The organism is Yokenella regensburgei ATCC 49455, assembly GCF_000735455.1.
Lineage (GTDB): Bacteria > Pseudomonadota > Gammaproteobacteria > Enterobacterales > Enterobacteriaceae > Yokenella > Yokenella regensburgei.
In genome coordinates this window covers 31,814-47,657 of record NZ_JMPS01000008.1, presented here as the reverse complement: position 1 = coordinate 47,657, position 15,844 = coordinate 31,814, and the positions used below count along the sequence as shown (strand labels likewise).

Sequence of the window (15,844 nt, the reverse complement as noted above, 5' to 3'; positions counted from 1 at the left end):
GTGGCAAAGGATTTTGAGTCAGCCTCAAATCCCTTCGCCGGCGTTATCCGGATCAGGTTCGACGGGTATTTTCTCAGCCGCGCAGGCGCAGCACCCCGTTGAGAACGGCCTAGTGTAATGATTTTGCCTCGGTTACGAAAGTATCAGGGCTCCGGTGGCGCGAACCAGGCTGACTTAAAGTCAAACCAGCCGAGCGTGTTCATACGCAAGCCGCGCATACTGCGCTGTCCCTGAATCATCAACCAGTGGTGGATCAGCGGCACAATGGCGCGCTGGTTGATGAGCTGCTGGCACCAGTTCGCCAGATTCATCTCTCCGGCATGCCAGCGGGCAGCCTCTTTTTCCCAGTCGACAGGAATGCAGTGTTGAATAAGCGGTACTTCATACAGCTGGGCAAAAATAGAGAAATCGAGCGGCAGGGTGAAGTTGGCGCTGTTCAGCCACATATCGCTCACCACTTCGCCCCGGTGCCATTCGTCGTAGTCCAGCTCCTGAATCTCGAGCTGTACCCCGTGTTCGGCGAGCAACCGAGCCATGATTTGCGCGATGTTGTGATGTTCAACGTGTTCACGATAGTAGGTCAGCGTCAGGGATTCCAGTCCGGCAGGCTTCTCACCCTGGCCCGGGCGGGCATGGTGCCAGCGCGGTAGCAGGCCGTAGGCCGGGAACCAGTATCCCTGATACTGTTGGTCGGCGTGATACAACAGGCTCGCCGGAGAGAGCACCTGGCTTACCCACTGGCGTACATCCTGGCAGGCACCCTTGTGCGAGCGGGCATCGTACAGCATGTAGTAACAACCCTCTTCGAGACGGCTCTCTACCGCTTTTTCTCCGGTTGTCGGGCCTTCCAGCGTCAGCCCGCAGCTAACCTCTTCGCTGATTTCCGGCAGTACCCAGACGTTCACTTCGTCGATAAGCGCCCGGTAGCCAAAATACTCTTCAAAGGCGTGGATCTTGAGCTGGTTTTCATTATTCCGCGCAACGGCGTAGGGACCCGTGCCTACCGGCAAGCGGGAGAAATGCGGCATTGAGGCCCACTCCTGCGGCAGGATCATCGCAGGGACATGCCCGAGTAGCCACGGCAGCCACTGGTCTGGCTGCGAAAGGTGCACGTCCAGCGTCCAGGCGGTAGGAGAGGCGACCTGCGTGATATGGCCATATAACGGCAGCGCGATAGCCCGCTTCAAAGAAGCGATCACATCCGCCATTTCCAGTTCACGGCCATTGTGGAAGTGAATACCAGGACGCAAGAAAAAGCGCCAGTGCAAAGGGGAAATTTGCTGCCAGTGGTGAGCAATATCGGCTTCCAGTTCCCCATTTTCCTCATTTATACGCGTCAGCGAGCTGAAGATTTGCCGGGCGATATGGGTTTCAGAGCGGCGAAGCGGCGTACCGGGAAGCAGGTTGCGCATCGGGCGATAGTACAGCACGCGCAGGATATGCCGCCCCTGGCGGAAGCTACGACCAAGGTGCGATACCAGCATTTGCCGCACGGTCGCCTTATCGCCAACCAGTTGTACCAGCTGATCGATGCGGTCCTGCTCCAGCAGGTCTTCGGCGCGCTGCTGCTGCAGGGCAAGGCCGGTGTAGAGGAAGGTCAGGCGCGAGCGTTTGCCGCGTCCGGCTTCGGCTTCCCACGTCAACCAACCGCGCGATTCCATGGTGTTGAGCAAGGTACGCATATGGCGGCGCGAGCAGCTCAGTAACTCTGCCAGCTCATTCAGGGTCGTTTCTTGCGTTTTCCCCTCACAGCACTGCCATAAGCGGATGAACTGTTGTTGCAGGCGAGCAGACGACATAAAAGAGGAACTCCCGACAAAAACTCAGCAATTTATTAATCCCTATATTAGGCCAATAATGGCTCTCGATGAAGCGAGTCGATGATGCACCTGGAAGTTACATCCCGTTAATGTGCTCCTCGGCCAGCCCGAATCATGTGTGACTGAGTATTGGTGTAATCACCCGCCAGCAGAAAATTTCTGCTGGCTTTTTTCGTTTCCTGTTTGCGTTAAGGATGATTCATGCTCTGGTTGGTGACGATGGGACGGCGGCTCAACGGCGTCTACGCGGCTTTTATGCTGGTGGCTTTCATGATGGGCGTGGCCGGTGCGCTGCAGGCTCCGACGCTCAGTTTGTTTTTGAGCCGCGAAGTGGGGGCGGAACCTTTCTGGGTCGGGCTGTTTTATACCGTTAACGCCATTGCCGGGATCCTTGTCAGCCTGTGGCTGGCGAAACGGTCCGACAGCCGGGGCGATCGGCGTAAGCTCATCATGCTGTGCTGTCTGATGGCGGTGGGTAACGCGTTGTTGTTCGCGTTTAACCGCCATTACCTGACGCTTATCACCTGCGGCGTGCTGTTGGCATCGCTTGCCAATACTGCCATGCCTCAGCTGTTTGCCCTGGCGCGTGAATATGCCGACAGTTCGGCGCGAGAAGTGGTGATGTTCAGCTCGGTCATGCGTGCTCAGTTGTCGCTTGCCTGGGTGATTGGCCCACCGCTGGCGTTCATGCTGGCGCTTAATTACGGCTTTACCACCATGTTCACTATCGCCGCCGGGATCTTCGTGGTGAGCTTGCTGCTGATAGCGCTGGCGTTGCCGGCGGTGGCTCGGGTGGAGCAGCCCGCCGCCGTTGCCGTGACCGACGTTGCGGGGTGGGGAGATAAGAACGTCAGAATGCTGTTCATCGCCTCCACGCTGATGTGGACCTGCAACACCATGTATATCATCGATATGCCGCTGTGGATAAGCGCCGATCTTGGGCTGCCGGACAGTCTCGCGGGCGTCCTGATGGGAACCGCCGCGGGGCTTGAGATCCCGGCGATGATCCTCGCGGGCTACGTGGTGAAGCGCTTTGGGAAACGGCGGATGATGTTGACGGCGGTAGCCGCCGGTGTGCTGTTTTACGTCGGATTGATTATGTTCCATAGCCGTACTGCGCTGTTGTTATTGCAGTTCTTCAACGCGGTGTTTATCGGTATTGTGGCGGGGATCGGCATGCTGTGGTTCCAGGATCTGATGCCGGGGCGCGCCGGATCGGCGACTACGCTGTTCACTAACAGTATTTCTACCGGGGTTATCCTGGCGGGAGTGATACAGGGGGCGCTGGCGCAAAGTTACGGACACTTCAGCGTCTACTGGGTGATTGCAGCCATTTCTCTGGTGGCACTGGTGATGACCTGGCGGGTGAAGGACGTGTAGGGGATAAAAACGCCGGATGCGCTACGCTTATCCGGCCTACATCTACGGCGTCAATAGAGTAGGCCAGGTAAGGCGAAGCCGCATCCGGCATCAGCCTTAGTGCATAAATGCGGGCTGTTTGGTCTCATACGCGGCAATCGCGTCTTCATGCTGCAGCGTCAGCCCGATGCTGTCGAGGCCGTTCAACATGCAGTGACGGCGGAATGCGTCAATGCTGAAGCGGTATGTCTTATCACCGGCTGTCACTACTTCGGCTTCCAGATCCACCTCAAAGGTTATTCCCGGATTTGCCTGCACCAGCGCAAACAGTTCATCCACTTCCGCTTCGCTCAGCGTTACCGGCAGCAGTTGGTTGTTAAAGCTGTTGCCATAAAAGATGTCGGCGAAGCTCGGGGCAATAACGACCTTAAAGCCGTAGTCGGTCAGCGCCCAGGGGGCATGCTCACGCGAAGAGCCACAGCCAAAGTTTTCCCGCGCCAGCAGAATAGAGGCGCCTTTATACACCGGGAAGTTGAGCACGAACTCCGGATTCGGCTGCTCGCCCTTGTCATCGAGAAAACGCCAGTCGTTAAACAGGTGTGCGCCAAACCCGGTGCGGGTGACCTTCTGCAAAAACTGCTTGGGAATAATCGCGTCGGTATCGACGTTGGCGGCATCTAAAGGAACCACCAGGCCCGTGTGTTGGGTAAATTTCTCTGCCATGATGTGCTCCTTATTTAATACCGCGAATATCGGCAAAATGACCGGTGACCGCTGCGGCTGCCGCCATTGCAGGGCTGACCAGGTGGGTACGACCACCGCGGCCCTGACGGCCTTCAAAGTTACGGTTGCTGGTAGACGCGCAGCGTTCGCCAGGGTTCAGACGATCGTTGTTCATCGCGAGGCACATCGAGCAGCCCGGCAGACGCCATTCAAAACCGGCTTCGATGAAGATTTTGTCCAGACCTTCTGCTTCCGCCTGCGCTTTTACCGGGCCGGAACCCGGTACCACTAACGCTTGCACTCCTGGCGCGACTTTACGGCCTTTGGCAATTTCTGCGGCGGCGCGTAAATCTTCAATTCGCGAGTTGGTACAGGAGCCGATAAAAACTTTATCGATAGCGACTTCGGTCAGCGGAATGCCGGGTTTCAGGCCCATATAGGCCAGCGCTTTTTCAGCCGAAGCGCGCTCCACCGGGTCGCTGAACGACGCCGGATCGGGGATTGCGTCGGTGACGGAGATGACCTGACCCGGGTTGGTACCCCAGGTGACCTGCGGGGCAATTTCTTCCGCCTGCAGGGTGACAATGGTGTCAAAAGCTGCGCCTTCGTCGGTCTTCAGGGTTTTCCAGTAGGCGACGGCGTCGGCAAAATCCTGGCCTTTCGGGGCATGCAGACGGCCCTGCACGTAGTTAAACGTGGTTTCATCCGGAGCAACCAGACCCGCTTTAGCGCCCATTTCAATCGCCATGTTGCACAGGGTCATGCGGCCTTCCATGCTCAGGTCACGGATAGCCTGGCCACAAAACTCCACGACGTGGCCGGTGCCACCTGCGCTACCGGTTTTACCGATAATCGCCAGCACGATATCTTTCGCGGTGATGCCTGGTGCCGCTTTGCCTTTCACTTCAATCTTCATGGTTTTGGCACGACCCTGTTTCAGGGTCTGCGTGGCCAGCACGTGCTCAACCTCAGAAGTACCGATACCAAATGCCAGCGCGCCAAAGGCTCCGTGGGTGGCAGTGTGGGAGTCACCACAGACGATGGTCATACCTGGCAGAGTGATACCCTGTTCCGGGCCCATGACGTGGACGATACCCTGATAAGGGTGGTTCAGGTCATACAACTCGACGCCAAACTCATTACAGTTTTTAATCAGCTCCTGCATCTGGATGCGGGCCATCTCGCCGGAGGCATTGATATCTTTCGTCTGGGTAGAGACGTTATGGTCCATTGTGGCAAAGGTTTTGCCAGGCTGACGAACCGGACGATGGTGGGCGCGCAGGCCATCAAACGCCTGCGGTGAGGTGACTTCATGCACCAGATGGCGGTCGATGTACAACAGCGGGGTTTCGTTCGGCGCTTCGTGTACCACATGCGCATCAAATAACTTTTCGTATAACGTCTTCGCCATGATTACACCCCTTCAGCGACATAGCGGGCAATAATATCGCCCATTTCATCGGTGCTAACCGCTGCGCCGTCGCGGGATAAATCACCCGTACGCACGCCGTTCTCTAATGCTTTATTGATCGCGCGTTCAATGGCGTTTGCGGCTTCGCCGGCGTCCAGGCTGTAGCGCAACAGCAGCGCCAGAGACAAGATCTGGGCAATCGGGTTAGCGATGTTTTTCCCGGCGATGTCTGGCGCGGAGCCGCCTGCCGGTTCATACAGACCAAAACCCTGCTCGTTCAGACTGGCGGAAGGCAGCATCCCCATCGAACCGGTTATCATCGCGCACTCGTCAGAGAGGATGTCGCCAAACAGGTTTGAACACAGCAGAACGTCGAACTGCGACGGATCTTTAATCAACTGCATGGTGGCGTTGTCGATGTACATGTGCGCCAGCTCAACGTCCGGGTAGTCGCGGGCGATTTCGTTGACCACTTCGCGCCACAGTACGGAAGACTGCAGGACGTTCGCTTTATCGATTGAGGTGACTTTATGGCGACGCTTGCGCGCTGATTCAAAAGCAATACGCGCGATACGTTCGATCTCAAAACGGTGATACACCTCGGTATCGAACGCTTTTTCATGCTGACCGCTGCCTTCACGGCCCTTTGGCTGACCAAAGTAAATGCCGCCAGTTAACTCGCGAACGCACAGAATATCGAAACCGTTAGCGGCGATGTCGGCGCGCAGCGGGCAGAACGCTTCCAGACCCTGGTACAGTTTTGCCGGACGCAGGTTGCTGAATAATTTAAAGTGTTTACGCAGCGGCAGCAGTGCACCGCGCTCAGGCTGTTCAGCGGGTGGCAGATGTTCCCATTTCGGACCACCAACGGAGCCAAACAGTACCGCATCGGCGTTTTCGCAGCCTTCTACCGTCGCCTGCGGCAACGGTGTTCCGTGGTTATCAATCGCAATCCCGCCCACGTCATAGTGGCTGGTGGAGATACGAATCGCAAAACGCTGGCGCACAGCTTCCAGTACTTTCAGGGCCTGGCTCATGACTTCCGGGCCAATGCCGTCACCCGGCAATACGGCAATATGGTAATTCTTCGACATCACACGGTTTCCTTTTTATTTTCATTATTCTGCGCTTTACGTTGCAGCTCTTTTTCGACTTCGGCGGCGCGCCAGATATTGTTCAGCACGTGAACCATCGCTTTCGCGGAGGACTCAACGATATCGGTCGCCAGGCCCACGCCGTGGAAGCGGCGGCCGTTGTAATTAGCCACGATATCTACCTGGCCCAGCGCATCTTTACCCTGGCCTTTGGCGCTCAGGCCGTACTTCACCAGCTCGATGTTGTAGTTGGTAATACGGTTAATGGCCTGATACACCGCATCGACCGGGCCGTTGCCGTTAGCGGCTTCGGCTTTGATTTCCTCACCGCAGGCCAGTTTGACTGACGCAGTAGCGATATCACTTGAGCCAGACTGCACGCTGAAATAATCCAGACGGAAGTGTTCTGGCTCTTCCTGCTGTTTATTAATGAAGGCCAAAGCTTCCAGATCGTAGTCAAAGACCTGGCCTTTTTTATCCGCCAGCTTCAGGAATGCATCGTACAGATGGTCCATGTTGTAGTCGGCTTCCTGATAACCCATCTCTTCCATACGGTGCTTCACCGCCGCACGGCCGGAGCGTGAGGTCAGGTTCAGCTGCACCTGGTTCAGGCCAATGGATTCCGGGGTCATGATTTCGTAGTTTTCGCGGTTTTTAATCACGCCGTCCTGGTGGATCCCAGAGGAGTGCGCGAAGGCACCGGTGCCAACAATCGCTTTGTTCGCCGGGACCGGCATATTGCAGATCTGGCTGACGGTCTGGCTGGTGCGCCAGATCTCATGGTGATTGATCCTGGTGTGCAGATTCATGATGTCTTTGCGCACCTTAATGGCCATGATCACTTCTTCCAGCGAGCAGTTACCGGCACGTTCGCCGATACCGTTCATTGCGCCTTCTACCTGACGGGCACCCGCGTGAACTGCCGCAATGGCGTTGCCAACGGCCAGACCTAAATCGTCATGGGTATGCACAGAGATAATGGCTTTATCGATGTTGGGGACGCGCTCATACAGACCCGTAATGATATTAGAGAACTCAAACGGCATGGTGTAGCCGACGGTGTCAGGAATGTTGATCGTCGTGGCACCGGCGCTTATTGCCGCTTCCACTACGCGAGCCAGATCGGCAATCGGGGTACGACCTGCGTCTTCACAGGAGAACTCAACGTCGTCGGTATAATTACGTGCGCGCTTGACCATATAGACGGCGCGTTCGATAACCTCGTCCAGGGTGCTGCGCAGTTTGGTGGCGATGTGCATCGGTGAGGTGGCGATAAAAGTATGAATGCGGAAGGCTTCCGCGACTTTCAACGACTCTGCGGCGACGTCGATATCTTTCTCCACGCAGCGTGCCAGAGCGCAAACGCGGCTGTTTTTGATCTGCCGGGCGATGGTTTGTACGGATTCAAAATCGCCCGGGGAAGAGACCGGAAACCCGACTTCCATCACGTCGACGCCCATACGCTCCAGGGCAAAAGCAATCTGCAACTTCTCTTTTACGCTCAGACTTGCCTGTAATGCCTGTTCACCGTCACGTAAAGTGGTATCAAAAATAACGACTTGCTGGCTCATGGTTTAGGTCCTTGATGGTTCTGGGCGCCTTGCTACGAGCATAAAAAAACCCGCGCAATGGCGCGGGTTGTCTTTGTTTCTGGAGGAGGACTTATCGCTGAACGTCGCCCACCAGACTACCGCGCACAAATGAGGCGTTTAGTAGTAGTAGGCTGGTGAAATGTGACGTGCGAATCATGTTGTCCAACTCCAGTTCAATTCGATATGCTTTTAGTGGTACTGGATACACCATTTGAAGTCAACCCCTGTGTCCGGAAAAACACGTTTTCTTTAACGATTATGGTAGGGTGAATTAGCTTATCGTGCTGATGCTCGCCGCGTCGCGGCGATGATTCTTCCGACGGCGGTTCATGTTTTACATGTTTTGAATCATTTTATTAAATTTGCTTGCAGCTGGTTATTTCAGCTTATCTTTGATGTGATAAAGTTATCTATATGATTCGTCTAATGTTATTCATTTGGAAAATAAATTTAATAATAAATTCGTGTTTCTTTTGAAAAATAATTGTTAATCGTTTAATTGTCACTAAATATACAATTTATTTTTACTACAATTATCTATGCTAAGCGCAAGCGTTGCTTATTGTTCTGGTTTATGATTACATTTGTTTCATTAAGGCCAGTTATGGTTTGGTGAATTCGAATACCGTTTTTACCCGAATCTTCGCGTGTGGACACCGGCTGTCTTTATATTTTCCTATTTTTATATTTTTCTCTTTTGCTGATTTTATATGCATGATAAATCATATTGTCAGAATTTATTATTGCATTAATGCAAAGGGAGCTTATCGTGACAGTGGAGTTAGAAATGCCCGTGGATAGAATTGAGCGCCAGGCTGAGCCGTCGTTTGTGGTTAAACCACAGCTCAGAATGGTGGATTTAAATTTATTGACCGTGTTTGATGCGGTGATGCAGGAGCAAAACATCACGCGTGCCGCACAGACGCTGGGGATGTCGCAACCTGCTGTCAGTAACGCGGTAGCCCGCCTGAAACTGATGTTTAATGATGAGCTTTTCGTGCGTTATGGGCGGGGGATCCAGCCTACGGCCAGGGCTTTTCAGCTGTTCGCTTCAGTACGTCAGGCGCTGCAGTTGGTGCAAAATGAGCTGCCGGGATCCGAGTTTGATCCGCTTAGCAGCGAACGCGTGTTCCATCTCTGTGTCTGCAGTCCGCTCGATAACTATTTAACATCACTCATTTTTAATCGAGTGAAAGAAATAGCACCGAATATTAGCCTGGTATTTAAGTCATCCTTAAATCAAAATACAGAACACCAGCTACGCTATCAGGAAATTGAATTTGTTCTGGGCTATGAGGAGTTCCGTCGTCCGGAGTTCTCATGTATTCCTGTATTTAAAGATGAAATGGTTCTGGTCGCCAGCCGTAAGCATCCTCGCCTGAGCGGTCCATTAAAAGAAAGTGATATTTATCAGGAACAACATGCCGTAGTTTCGCTGGAGCGATATGCCTCATTCAGTCAGCCCTGGTATGACACGATAGATAAACAATCCTGCGTTGCTTACCAGGGGATGGCGCTAATTAGCGTTCTGAATGTGGTAGCCCAAACGCAAATGGTTGCTATTGCGCCACGCGGTCTGGCGGAAGAGTTCGCTGATAAACTCGATCTGCAGATATTACCTTTGCCGCTGAAATTAAACAGCCGTACCTGTTATCTGTCCTGGCATGAGGCTGCGGGTCGCGATAAAGGTCATCAGTGGATGGAAGAACTGCTGGCGGCTATTTGTCAGCGTTAGTGAATCCCAAAACAACCCGGGCGCTTTGGCGTCCTGTTTGTTTTGTTATTATAAAATAATCCAGCATATCGTTCTGTTTGTTGTTTTGGTTATCTTACTTTTTTCCGTACAAAATGGATCAATTCCTGTTCTTTAACGATTATCCCGAGTAATCAGTATCTCCTTTTCCCATCTCTGAAGTAATTCACCATATTTTTGTTTAATGGCTTTCTTTTCTGCTTTTTCAGGCGCTTGACGCCGGTTAGGGGGTGATTGCCTGCCTGGTAACGAGCGGTTATGTTAAGTGAATGTGAGAAAACGCGCGTTTATGTTCATGCCGGGAGGCGAACCATGGAGATGTTGTCTGGAGCCGAGATGGTAGTCCGATCGTTAATCGATCAGGGCGTAAAGCAGGTGTTCGGCTATCCTGGGGGCGCTGTCCTCGATATTTATGATGCTTTGCATACCGTTGGCGGCATTGATCATGTGCTGGTCCGCCACGAGCAGGCCGCTGTTCACATGGCCGACGGTCTGGCACGGGCTACGGGGGAAGTGGGTGTGGTGCTGGTGACTTCCGGACCGGGAGCGACCAACGCCATCACTGGGATCGCAACGGCTTATATGGATTCGATTCCGCTGGTTATCCTCTCAGGTCAGGTAGCGACGTCGCTCATCGGCTATGACGCCTTTCAGGAGTGCGACATGGTGGGGATTTCGCGCCCGGTGGTGAAGCACAGTTTCCTGGTGAAGCAAACCGAAGATATCCCGGGTGTGCTGAAAAAAGCCTTCTGGCTTGCCGCCAGTGGACGCCCTGGCCCGGTGGTGGTCGATCTGCCGAAAGATATCCTGAGCCCGGCAAATAAGCTGCCGTACTCCTGGCCGGAGTCGGTCAGTATGCGCTCCTATAATCCCACCACGACGGGTCACAAAGGGCAGATCAAACGCGCGCTGCAGACCCTGATTGCGGCAAAAAAGCCGGTAGTTTACGTCGGTGGCGGAGTGATAAATTCGCAGTGCCATGCGCAGCTGCGTACGTTGATTGAAAAGCTCAACCTGCCAGTGGCTTCTTCACTGATGGGGCTTGGCGGATTCCCGGCAACGCATCGGCAGGCGTTGGGGATGCTGGGGATGCATGGCACATACGAAGCCAACATGACGATGCATCATTCTGACGTCATTTTTGCCGTCGGCGTTCGCTTTGATGATCGCACGACCAATAATCTGGCGAAATACTGCCCGGATGCCACGGTGCTGCATATCGACATCGACCCCACCTCTATTTCTAAAACGGTAGCCGCAGATATTCCCATCGTTGGCGATGCGGGTCAGGTGCTGGATCAAATGCTGGAGCTTGTCGATCAGGAGGCAGCAGCTCAACCGCTGGATGAGGTCCGCGACTGGTGGCAACAGATTGAGCAATGGCGCGCGCGCCAGTGCCTGAAGTACGACACCCAAAGCCTGGCGATTAAACCACAGGCGGTGATTGAAACTATCTGGCGGTTAACGAACGGCGACGCCTACGTGACTTCCGACGTTGGTCAGCACCAGATGTTTGCCGCGCTCTACTACCCCTTTGATAAACCCCGTCGCTGGATAAACTCCGGTGGCCTGGGCACCATGGGCTTCGGCCTTCCTGCCGCGCTGGGGGTGAAAATGGCGCTACCGGGTGAAACGGTAATTTGCGTCACCGGTGATGGCAGTATCCAGATGAACATTCAGGAACTTTCTACTGCGCTTCAGTACGAGCTGCCGGTGCTGGTGCTGAATCTCAACAACCGCTATCTCGGAATGGTGAAACAGTGGCAGGACATGATTTATTCCGGTCGCCACTCGCAATCTTATATGGAATCGCTGCCCGATTTCGTCCGCCTGGCGGAGGCCTATGGTCACGTTGGTATTCGCATTGATAAGCCGGAAGAGCTGGAAGGCAAGCTGAAGGAGGCGCTGGAAGCCGTTCGGCAAAACCGACTGGTGTTTGTTGATGTTACCGTCGACGGCAGCGAGCACGTTTACCCCATGCAAATTCGCGGTGGCACAATGGGTGATATGTGGCTCAGTAAAACGGAGAGAACCTGATTATGCGCCGGATACTATCGGTATTACTCGAGAACGAATCGGGCGCGTTATCGCGCGTCATTGGGCTTTTTTCCCAGCGTGGCTACAACATTGAAAGCCTGACCGTAGCGCCGACTGACGATCCAACGCTTTCACGCATGACAATCCAGACCGTTGGCGATGAGAAAGTGCTTGAGCAGATAGAGAAGCAACTACACAAGCTGGTGGATGTGTTGCGCGTCAGCGAGCTGGGGCAGGGGGCACATGTAGAGCGTGAAATCATGCTGGTGAAAGTACAGGCCAGCGGGTACGGACGCGAAGAAGTGAAGCGAAACACCGAAATCTTCCGCGGGCAGATTATCGACGTTACTCCCTCGATTTACACTGTTCAGCTAGCTGGCACCAGCGACAAGCTGGATGCGTTTCTCGCGTCACTGCGAGATGTGGCGCGGATTGTCGAGGTGGCGCGCTCCGGCGTGGTCGGTTTATCGCGCGGTGATAAGATCATGCGCTAAAGGTTTTGCTGAAAAACTTCAGCCCGACGGTCATCAGTCGGGCTTTTTTTTGCAAAACCCGTGATAAGTGTCGACAAAAGCGGTTGCCGCAGTCAGCATTCTGCGTTTAGATGATGTAGCATTTATCCCATATTTTAACAGTGGTTATAGTTTGTACATTTTACGCAAGGGGCAATTGTGAAACTGGATGAAATCGCCCGGCTCGCCGGTGTTTCCCGGACTACCGCGAGCTATGTGATTAACGGTAAAGCGAAGCAGTACCGCGTTAGCGATAAAACCGTCGAAAAAGTGATGGCCGTTGTGCGTGAGCATAACTACCACCCCAATGCGGTTGCCGCGGGTCTGCGTGCAGGACGCACACGCTCAATAGGATTAGTGATCCCCGATCTGGAAAACACCAGCTATACCCGGATCGCCAACTACCTGGAGCGCCAGGCGCGTCAGCGTGGCTATCAGCTGCTGATTGCCTGCTCTGAAGATCAGCCTGACAACGAAATGCGCTGTATTGAGCATCTGCTGCAACGCCAGGTGGATGCGATTATCGTTTCCACCTCTCTGCCGCCAGAGCACCCTTTCTATCAGCGCTGGGCTAATGACTCGTTCCCGATTGTGGCGCTGGATCGTGCCCTCGACCGCGAACATTTTACCAGCGTCGTGGGTGCGGATCAGGACGATGCGGAGATGCTGGCGGCGGAACTGCGTAAATTCCCGGCTGAAAGCGTGTTGTACCTCGGTGCTTTACCAGAGCTTTCCGTAAGCTTCCTGCGTGAGCAGGGCTTCCGTACCGCCTGGAAAGATGATCCGCGCACGGTCGACTTCCTCTATGCCAACAGCTATGAACGTGAAGCGGCGGGCGCGCTGTTTGAAAAATGGCTGGAGACGCACGCCATGCCGGAGGCGTTGTTCACCACTTCCTTTGCATTACTGCAGGGCGTCATGGACGTAACGCTGCGCCGTGAAGGCAAGCTGCCGTCTGAGCTGGCGATTGCCACCTTTGGCGATCACGAGCTGCTCGATTTTCTGCAGTGCCCGGTGCTGGCCGTTGCGCAGCGTCACCGTGATGTCGCCGAGCGCGTGCTGGAGATCGTGCTCGCGAGCCTCGATGAACCACGTAAGCCAAAGCCAGGCCTCAGCCGTATCCGACGTAACCTCTACCGTCGTGGTAGTTTGAGCCGCCACTAAGTTGAAAAATGGAGGTAGCCCCGGCTACCTTCATTACTTTTTCCCCCTGGGAAATTAAGGTTATGCTGATATTCAGACAATTCTTTAATTTATCCAGGACGTTAATTAAATTCGTATTTTAATCAGGTCAATTCTTGCTTTTACCCCAGAAATTGCAGTAACCATTCATTACATTTGAATTATTTTGTTACATCCTCAGTCGATTTGCCCAATTAACAAACACTTCTCCCACTAACGGCGCCGTACCCGTCGTGGCGCGGCGGAAAAATGGTGGCAGGGCCGAGCATCAGGGACTGTTAACCACCAGCAGAATGTCCTAAAATGCCGCGCACGTCGCAAACTGACACTTTATATTTTCCCTCGATGATATTGAGTTTCTTTTAACGAGCATGAATGGATTTGTTTTTTTCTTACAAATATTCATAGCCTTAATTTGCCTCGTTGGTTGATGAAAAAATAAACAGGGCGAATATCTGCCGTCATTAATGGGATTTTTAACTCCTCTGGCCTCAGTGCTGGCTTGACAAGGTTTTCCTCTGCTCCGTAAACTCCTTTATGTGGGAATTTGTGGGTGAAAGTGGTGAAAAGGGGTGAGGCTGGCATGTTCCGAGGGGCAACGTTAGTCAATCTCGACAGCAAAGGTCGTTTAGCCGTGCCAACACGGTACCGCGACAGGCTAGTCGAAGACGCTTCCGGTCTAATGGTGTGCACCATTGACATTCATCACCCGTGCCTGCTGCTTTACCCGCTCCCGGAATGGGAAATTATTGAGCAAAAATTGTCGCGACTGTCGAGCATGAATCCCGCCGAACGCCGCGTACAGCGTTTGTTGTTAGGACATGCGAGCGAATGTCAGATGGATAATGCGGGCCGCTTGCTGATAGCGCCGGTTTTACGGCAACACGCCGGACTGACCAAAGAAGTGATGCTGGTCGGGCAGTTCAATAAGTTTGAACTGTGGGATGAAACGACCTGGTATCAACGGGTCAGGGAAGATATTGACGCTGAGCAGTCGGATACCGGCGAGCTGTCGGAACGATTGCAGGATTTGTCCTTATAAAATGATGGAAAACTTTAAACATACAACGGTACTACTGGACGAGGCCGTCAACGGTCTGAACATTCGTCCGGATGGTATTTACATTGATGGCACTTTTGGCCGTGGTGGCCACTCGCGTCTGATTCTTTCGCAGCTTGGGGCGGAAGGACGTCTGTTGGCTATTGACCGGGATCCACAAGCGATCGCCGTTGCACAAACCATCGATGATCCTCGCTTTTCCATCGTGCATGGACCTTTTTCCGCGCTGGGCGATTACGTTGCCGAGCGCGAACTTACCGGCAAGATTGACGGGATCCTCCTCGATCTTGGTGTCTCTTCACCGCAGCTTGACGATGCGGAACGCGGTTTCTCCTTTATGCGCGATGGTCCGCTGGACATGCGTATGGACCCAACCCGCGGACAATCGGCAGCTGAGTGGCTGCAAACGGCGGAAGAAGCCGACATCGCCTGGGTCATCAAAACCTTTGGTGAAGAGCGCTTCGGCAAACGTATTGCCCGCGCCATTGTTGAGCGTAACCGCGAACAGCCGATGACCCGCACGAAAGAGCTGGCAGAGGTGGTTGCAGCAGCAACACCGGTGAAAGACAAGTACAAACATCCCGCGACCCGTACCTTCCAGGCGGTGCGCATCTGGGTGAACAGTGAACTGGAGGAGATAGAGCAGGCGCTAAAAAGCTCGCTCGACGTGCTTGCCCCGGGTGGGCGGCTTTCCATCATCAGTTTCCACTCGCTGGAAGACCGTATTGTGAAACGCTTCATGCGTGAGCAAAGCCGCGGTCCACAAGTCCCGGCGGGGATCCCGATGACGGAGGAGCAACTCAGGAAACTGGGTGGCCGTCATTTGCGAGCACTAGGCAAGTTGATGCCGGGCGAAGATGAAGTGGCAGAGAATCCACGCGCTCGTAGTTCAGTGCTGCGTATCGCAGAAAGGACGAACGCATGATCAGCAGAGTGACAGAGGCCCTAAGCAAAGTAAAAGGATCGATTGGAAGCAACGAACGTCATGCCTTGCCTGGCGTTATCGGTGACGATCTTTTGCGGTTTGGGAAGCTGCCACTCTGCTTGTTCATATGCATTATCGTGACGGCGGTGACCGTCGTCACTACGGCGCACCATACGCGCCTTTTGACCGCACAACGTGAACAGATGGTTCTGGAGCGTGATGCACTCGATATTGAGTGGCGCAACCTGATCCTCGAAGAAAACGCGCTCGGCGACCATAGCCGGGTGGAACGGATCGCGACGGAAAAGCTGCAGATGCAGCATGTCGATCCTTCACAGGAAAACATCGTTGTACAGAAATAAGGATTATTGCGACG

Annotated in this window: 14 protein-coding genes and 1 riboswitch; of the genes, 8 read left to right on the top strand and 6 right to left on the bottom strand. The window is 53.9% G+C overall.

The features are described from left to right. Nucleotides 1-11: 11 nt before the first annotated feature. A riboswitch (TPP riboswitch) is annotated at nt 12-108 on the bottom strand. A 35-nt stretch (nt 109-143) separates the two neighbouring features. Next, nucleotides 144-1,799 carry an HTH-type transcriptional regulator SgrR gene (gene sgrR, locus GYRE_RS00680; RefSeq protein WP_006817121.1) on the bottom strand — a complete coding sequence of 552 codons (1,656 nt, stop codon included), beginning with the start codon at nt 1,797-1,799 and terminating at the stop codon, nt 144-146. Between the two features lie 222 nt (nt 1,800-2,021). Here sgrR and GYRE_RS00675 point away from each other — a divergent pair, with 222 nt between their 5' ends. Then, a complete protein-coding gene (locus tag GYRE_RS00675) occupies nt 2,022-3,200 on the top strand; it encodes a sugar efflux transporter (protein ID WP_038252157.1) in 1,179 nt (392 codons plus the stop codon). Nucleotides 3,201-3,296: 96 nt separating this feature from the next. Here the strand turns inward: GYRE_RS00675 and leuD are convergent, their stop codons facing one another. From leuD to leuL, 5 genes are all read right to left on the bottom strand, one after another. After that, nucleotides 3,297-3,902, bottom strand: coding sequence for a 3-isopropylmalate dehydratase small subunit (leuD, locus tag GYRE_RS00670; RefSeq protein WP_006817123.1), 606 nt, complete (start codon nt 3,900-3,902; stop codon nt 3,297-3,299). A 10-nt stretch (nt 3,903-3,912) separates the two neighbouring features. Further along, entirely contained in the window at nt 3,913-5,313 is a 1,401-nt protein-coding gene (gene leuC / locus GYRE_RS00665; protein ID WP_038252155.1) for a 3-isopropylmalate dehydratase large subunit, read from the bottom strand. A 2-nt stretch (nt 5,314-5,315) separates the two neighbouring features. After that, nucleotides 5,316-6,407, bottom strand: coding sequence for a 3-isopropylmalate dehydrogenase (gene leuB, locus GYRE_RS00660; protein ID WP_006817125.1), 1,092 nt, complete (start codon nt 6,405-6,407; stop codon nt 5,316-5,318). Next, nucleotides 6,407-7,978: a 2-isopropylmalate synthase gene (leuA, locus tag GYRE_RS00655; protein WP_006817126.1), complete on the bottom strand. Its 1,572-nt coding sequence runs from the start codon at nt 7,976-7,978 to the stop codon at nt 6,407-6,409. Before leuA ends, leuB begins: the two co-directional genes overlap by 1 nt. 91 nt (nt 7,979-8,069) lie before the next feature. Next, the gene (gene leuL, locus GYRE_RS25220) at nt 8,070-8,156 is read right to left on the bottom strand and encodes a leu operon leader peptide (RefSeq protein ID WP_112471471.1); all 87 of its coding nucleotides are present in this window, start codon (nt 8,154-8,156) and stop codon (nt 8,070-8,072) included. A 612-nt stretch (nt 8,157-8,768) separates the two neighbouring features. Between leuL and leuO the strand changes: the two genes are divergently transcribed. The 7 genes from leuO to ftsL all read left to right on the top strand — a co-directional run bounded on the left by leuO (nt 8,769) and on the right by ftsL (nt 15,830). Further along, nucleotides 8,769-9,734 carry a transcriptional regulator LeuO gene (gene leuO, locus GYRE_RS00650; RefSeq protein ID WP_087943231.1) on the top strand — a complete coding sequence of 322 codons (966 nt, stop codon included), beginning with the start codon at nt 8,769-8,771 and terminating at the stop codon, nt 9,732-9,734. Between the two features lie 330 nt (nt 9,735-10,064). After that, nucleotides 10,065-11,789: an acetolactate synthase 3 large subunit gene (ilvI, locus tag GYRE_RS00645; RefSeq protein WP_038252153.1), complete on the top strand. Its 1,725-nt coding sequence runs from the start codon at nt 10,065-10,067 to the stop codon at nt 11,787-11,789. Nucleotides 11,790-11,791: 2 nt separating this feature from the next. Further along, complete coding sequence (gene ilvN / locus GYRE_RS00640) at nt 11,792-12,283, top strand: acetolactate synthase small subunit (protein WP_006817130.1); 492 nt, start codon at nt 11,792-11,794, stop codon at nt 12,281-12,283. Nucleotides 12,284-12,460: 177 nt separating this feature from the next. Then, the gene (gene cra, locus GYRE_RS00635) at nt 12,461-13,465 is read left to right on the top strand and encodes a catabolite repressor/activator (RefSeq protein ID WP_006817131.1); all 1,005 of its coding nucleotides are present in this window, start codon (nt 12,461-12,463) and stop codon (nt 13,463-13,465) included. A gap of 601 nt (nt 13,466-14,066) precedes the next feature. Next, nucleotides 14,067-14,525, top strand: coding sequence for a division/cell wall cluster transcriptional repressor MraZ (mraZ, locus tag GYRE_RS00630; RefSeq protein ID WP_038252151.1), 459 nt, complete (start codon nt 14,067-14,069; stop codon nt 14,523-14,525). A gap of 1 nt (nt 14,526) precedes the next feature. Beyond that, a complete protein-coding gene (gene rsmH, locus GYRE_RS00625) occupies nt 14,527-15,468 on the top strand; it encodes a 16S rRNA (cytosine(1402)-N(4))-methyltransferase RsmH (RefSeq protein WP_006817133.1) in 942 nt (313 codons plus the stop codon). Then, nucleotides 15,465-15,830 (top strand): cell division protein FtsL, encoded by a 366-nt coding sequence (gene ftsL, locus GYRE_RS00620; protein WP_006817134.1) that lies wholly within the window; start codon nt 15,465-15,467, stop codon nt 15,828-15,830. The genes rsmH and ftsL overlap by 4 nt, the downstream gene beginning before the upstream one ends. Nucleotides 15,831-15,844 lie beyond the last annotated feature (14 nt).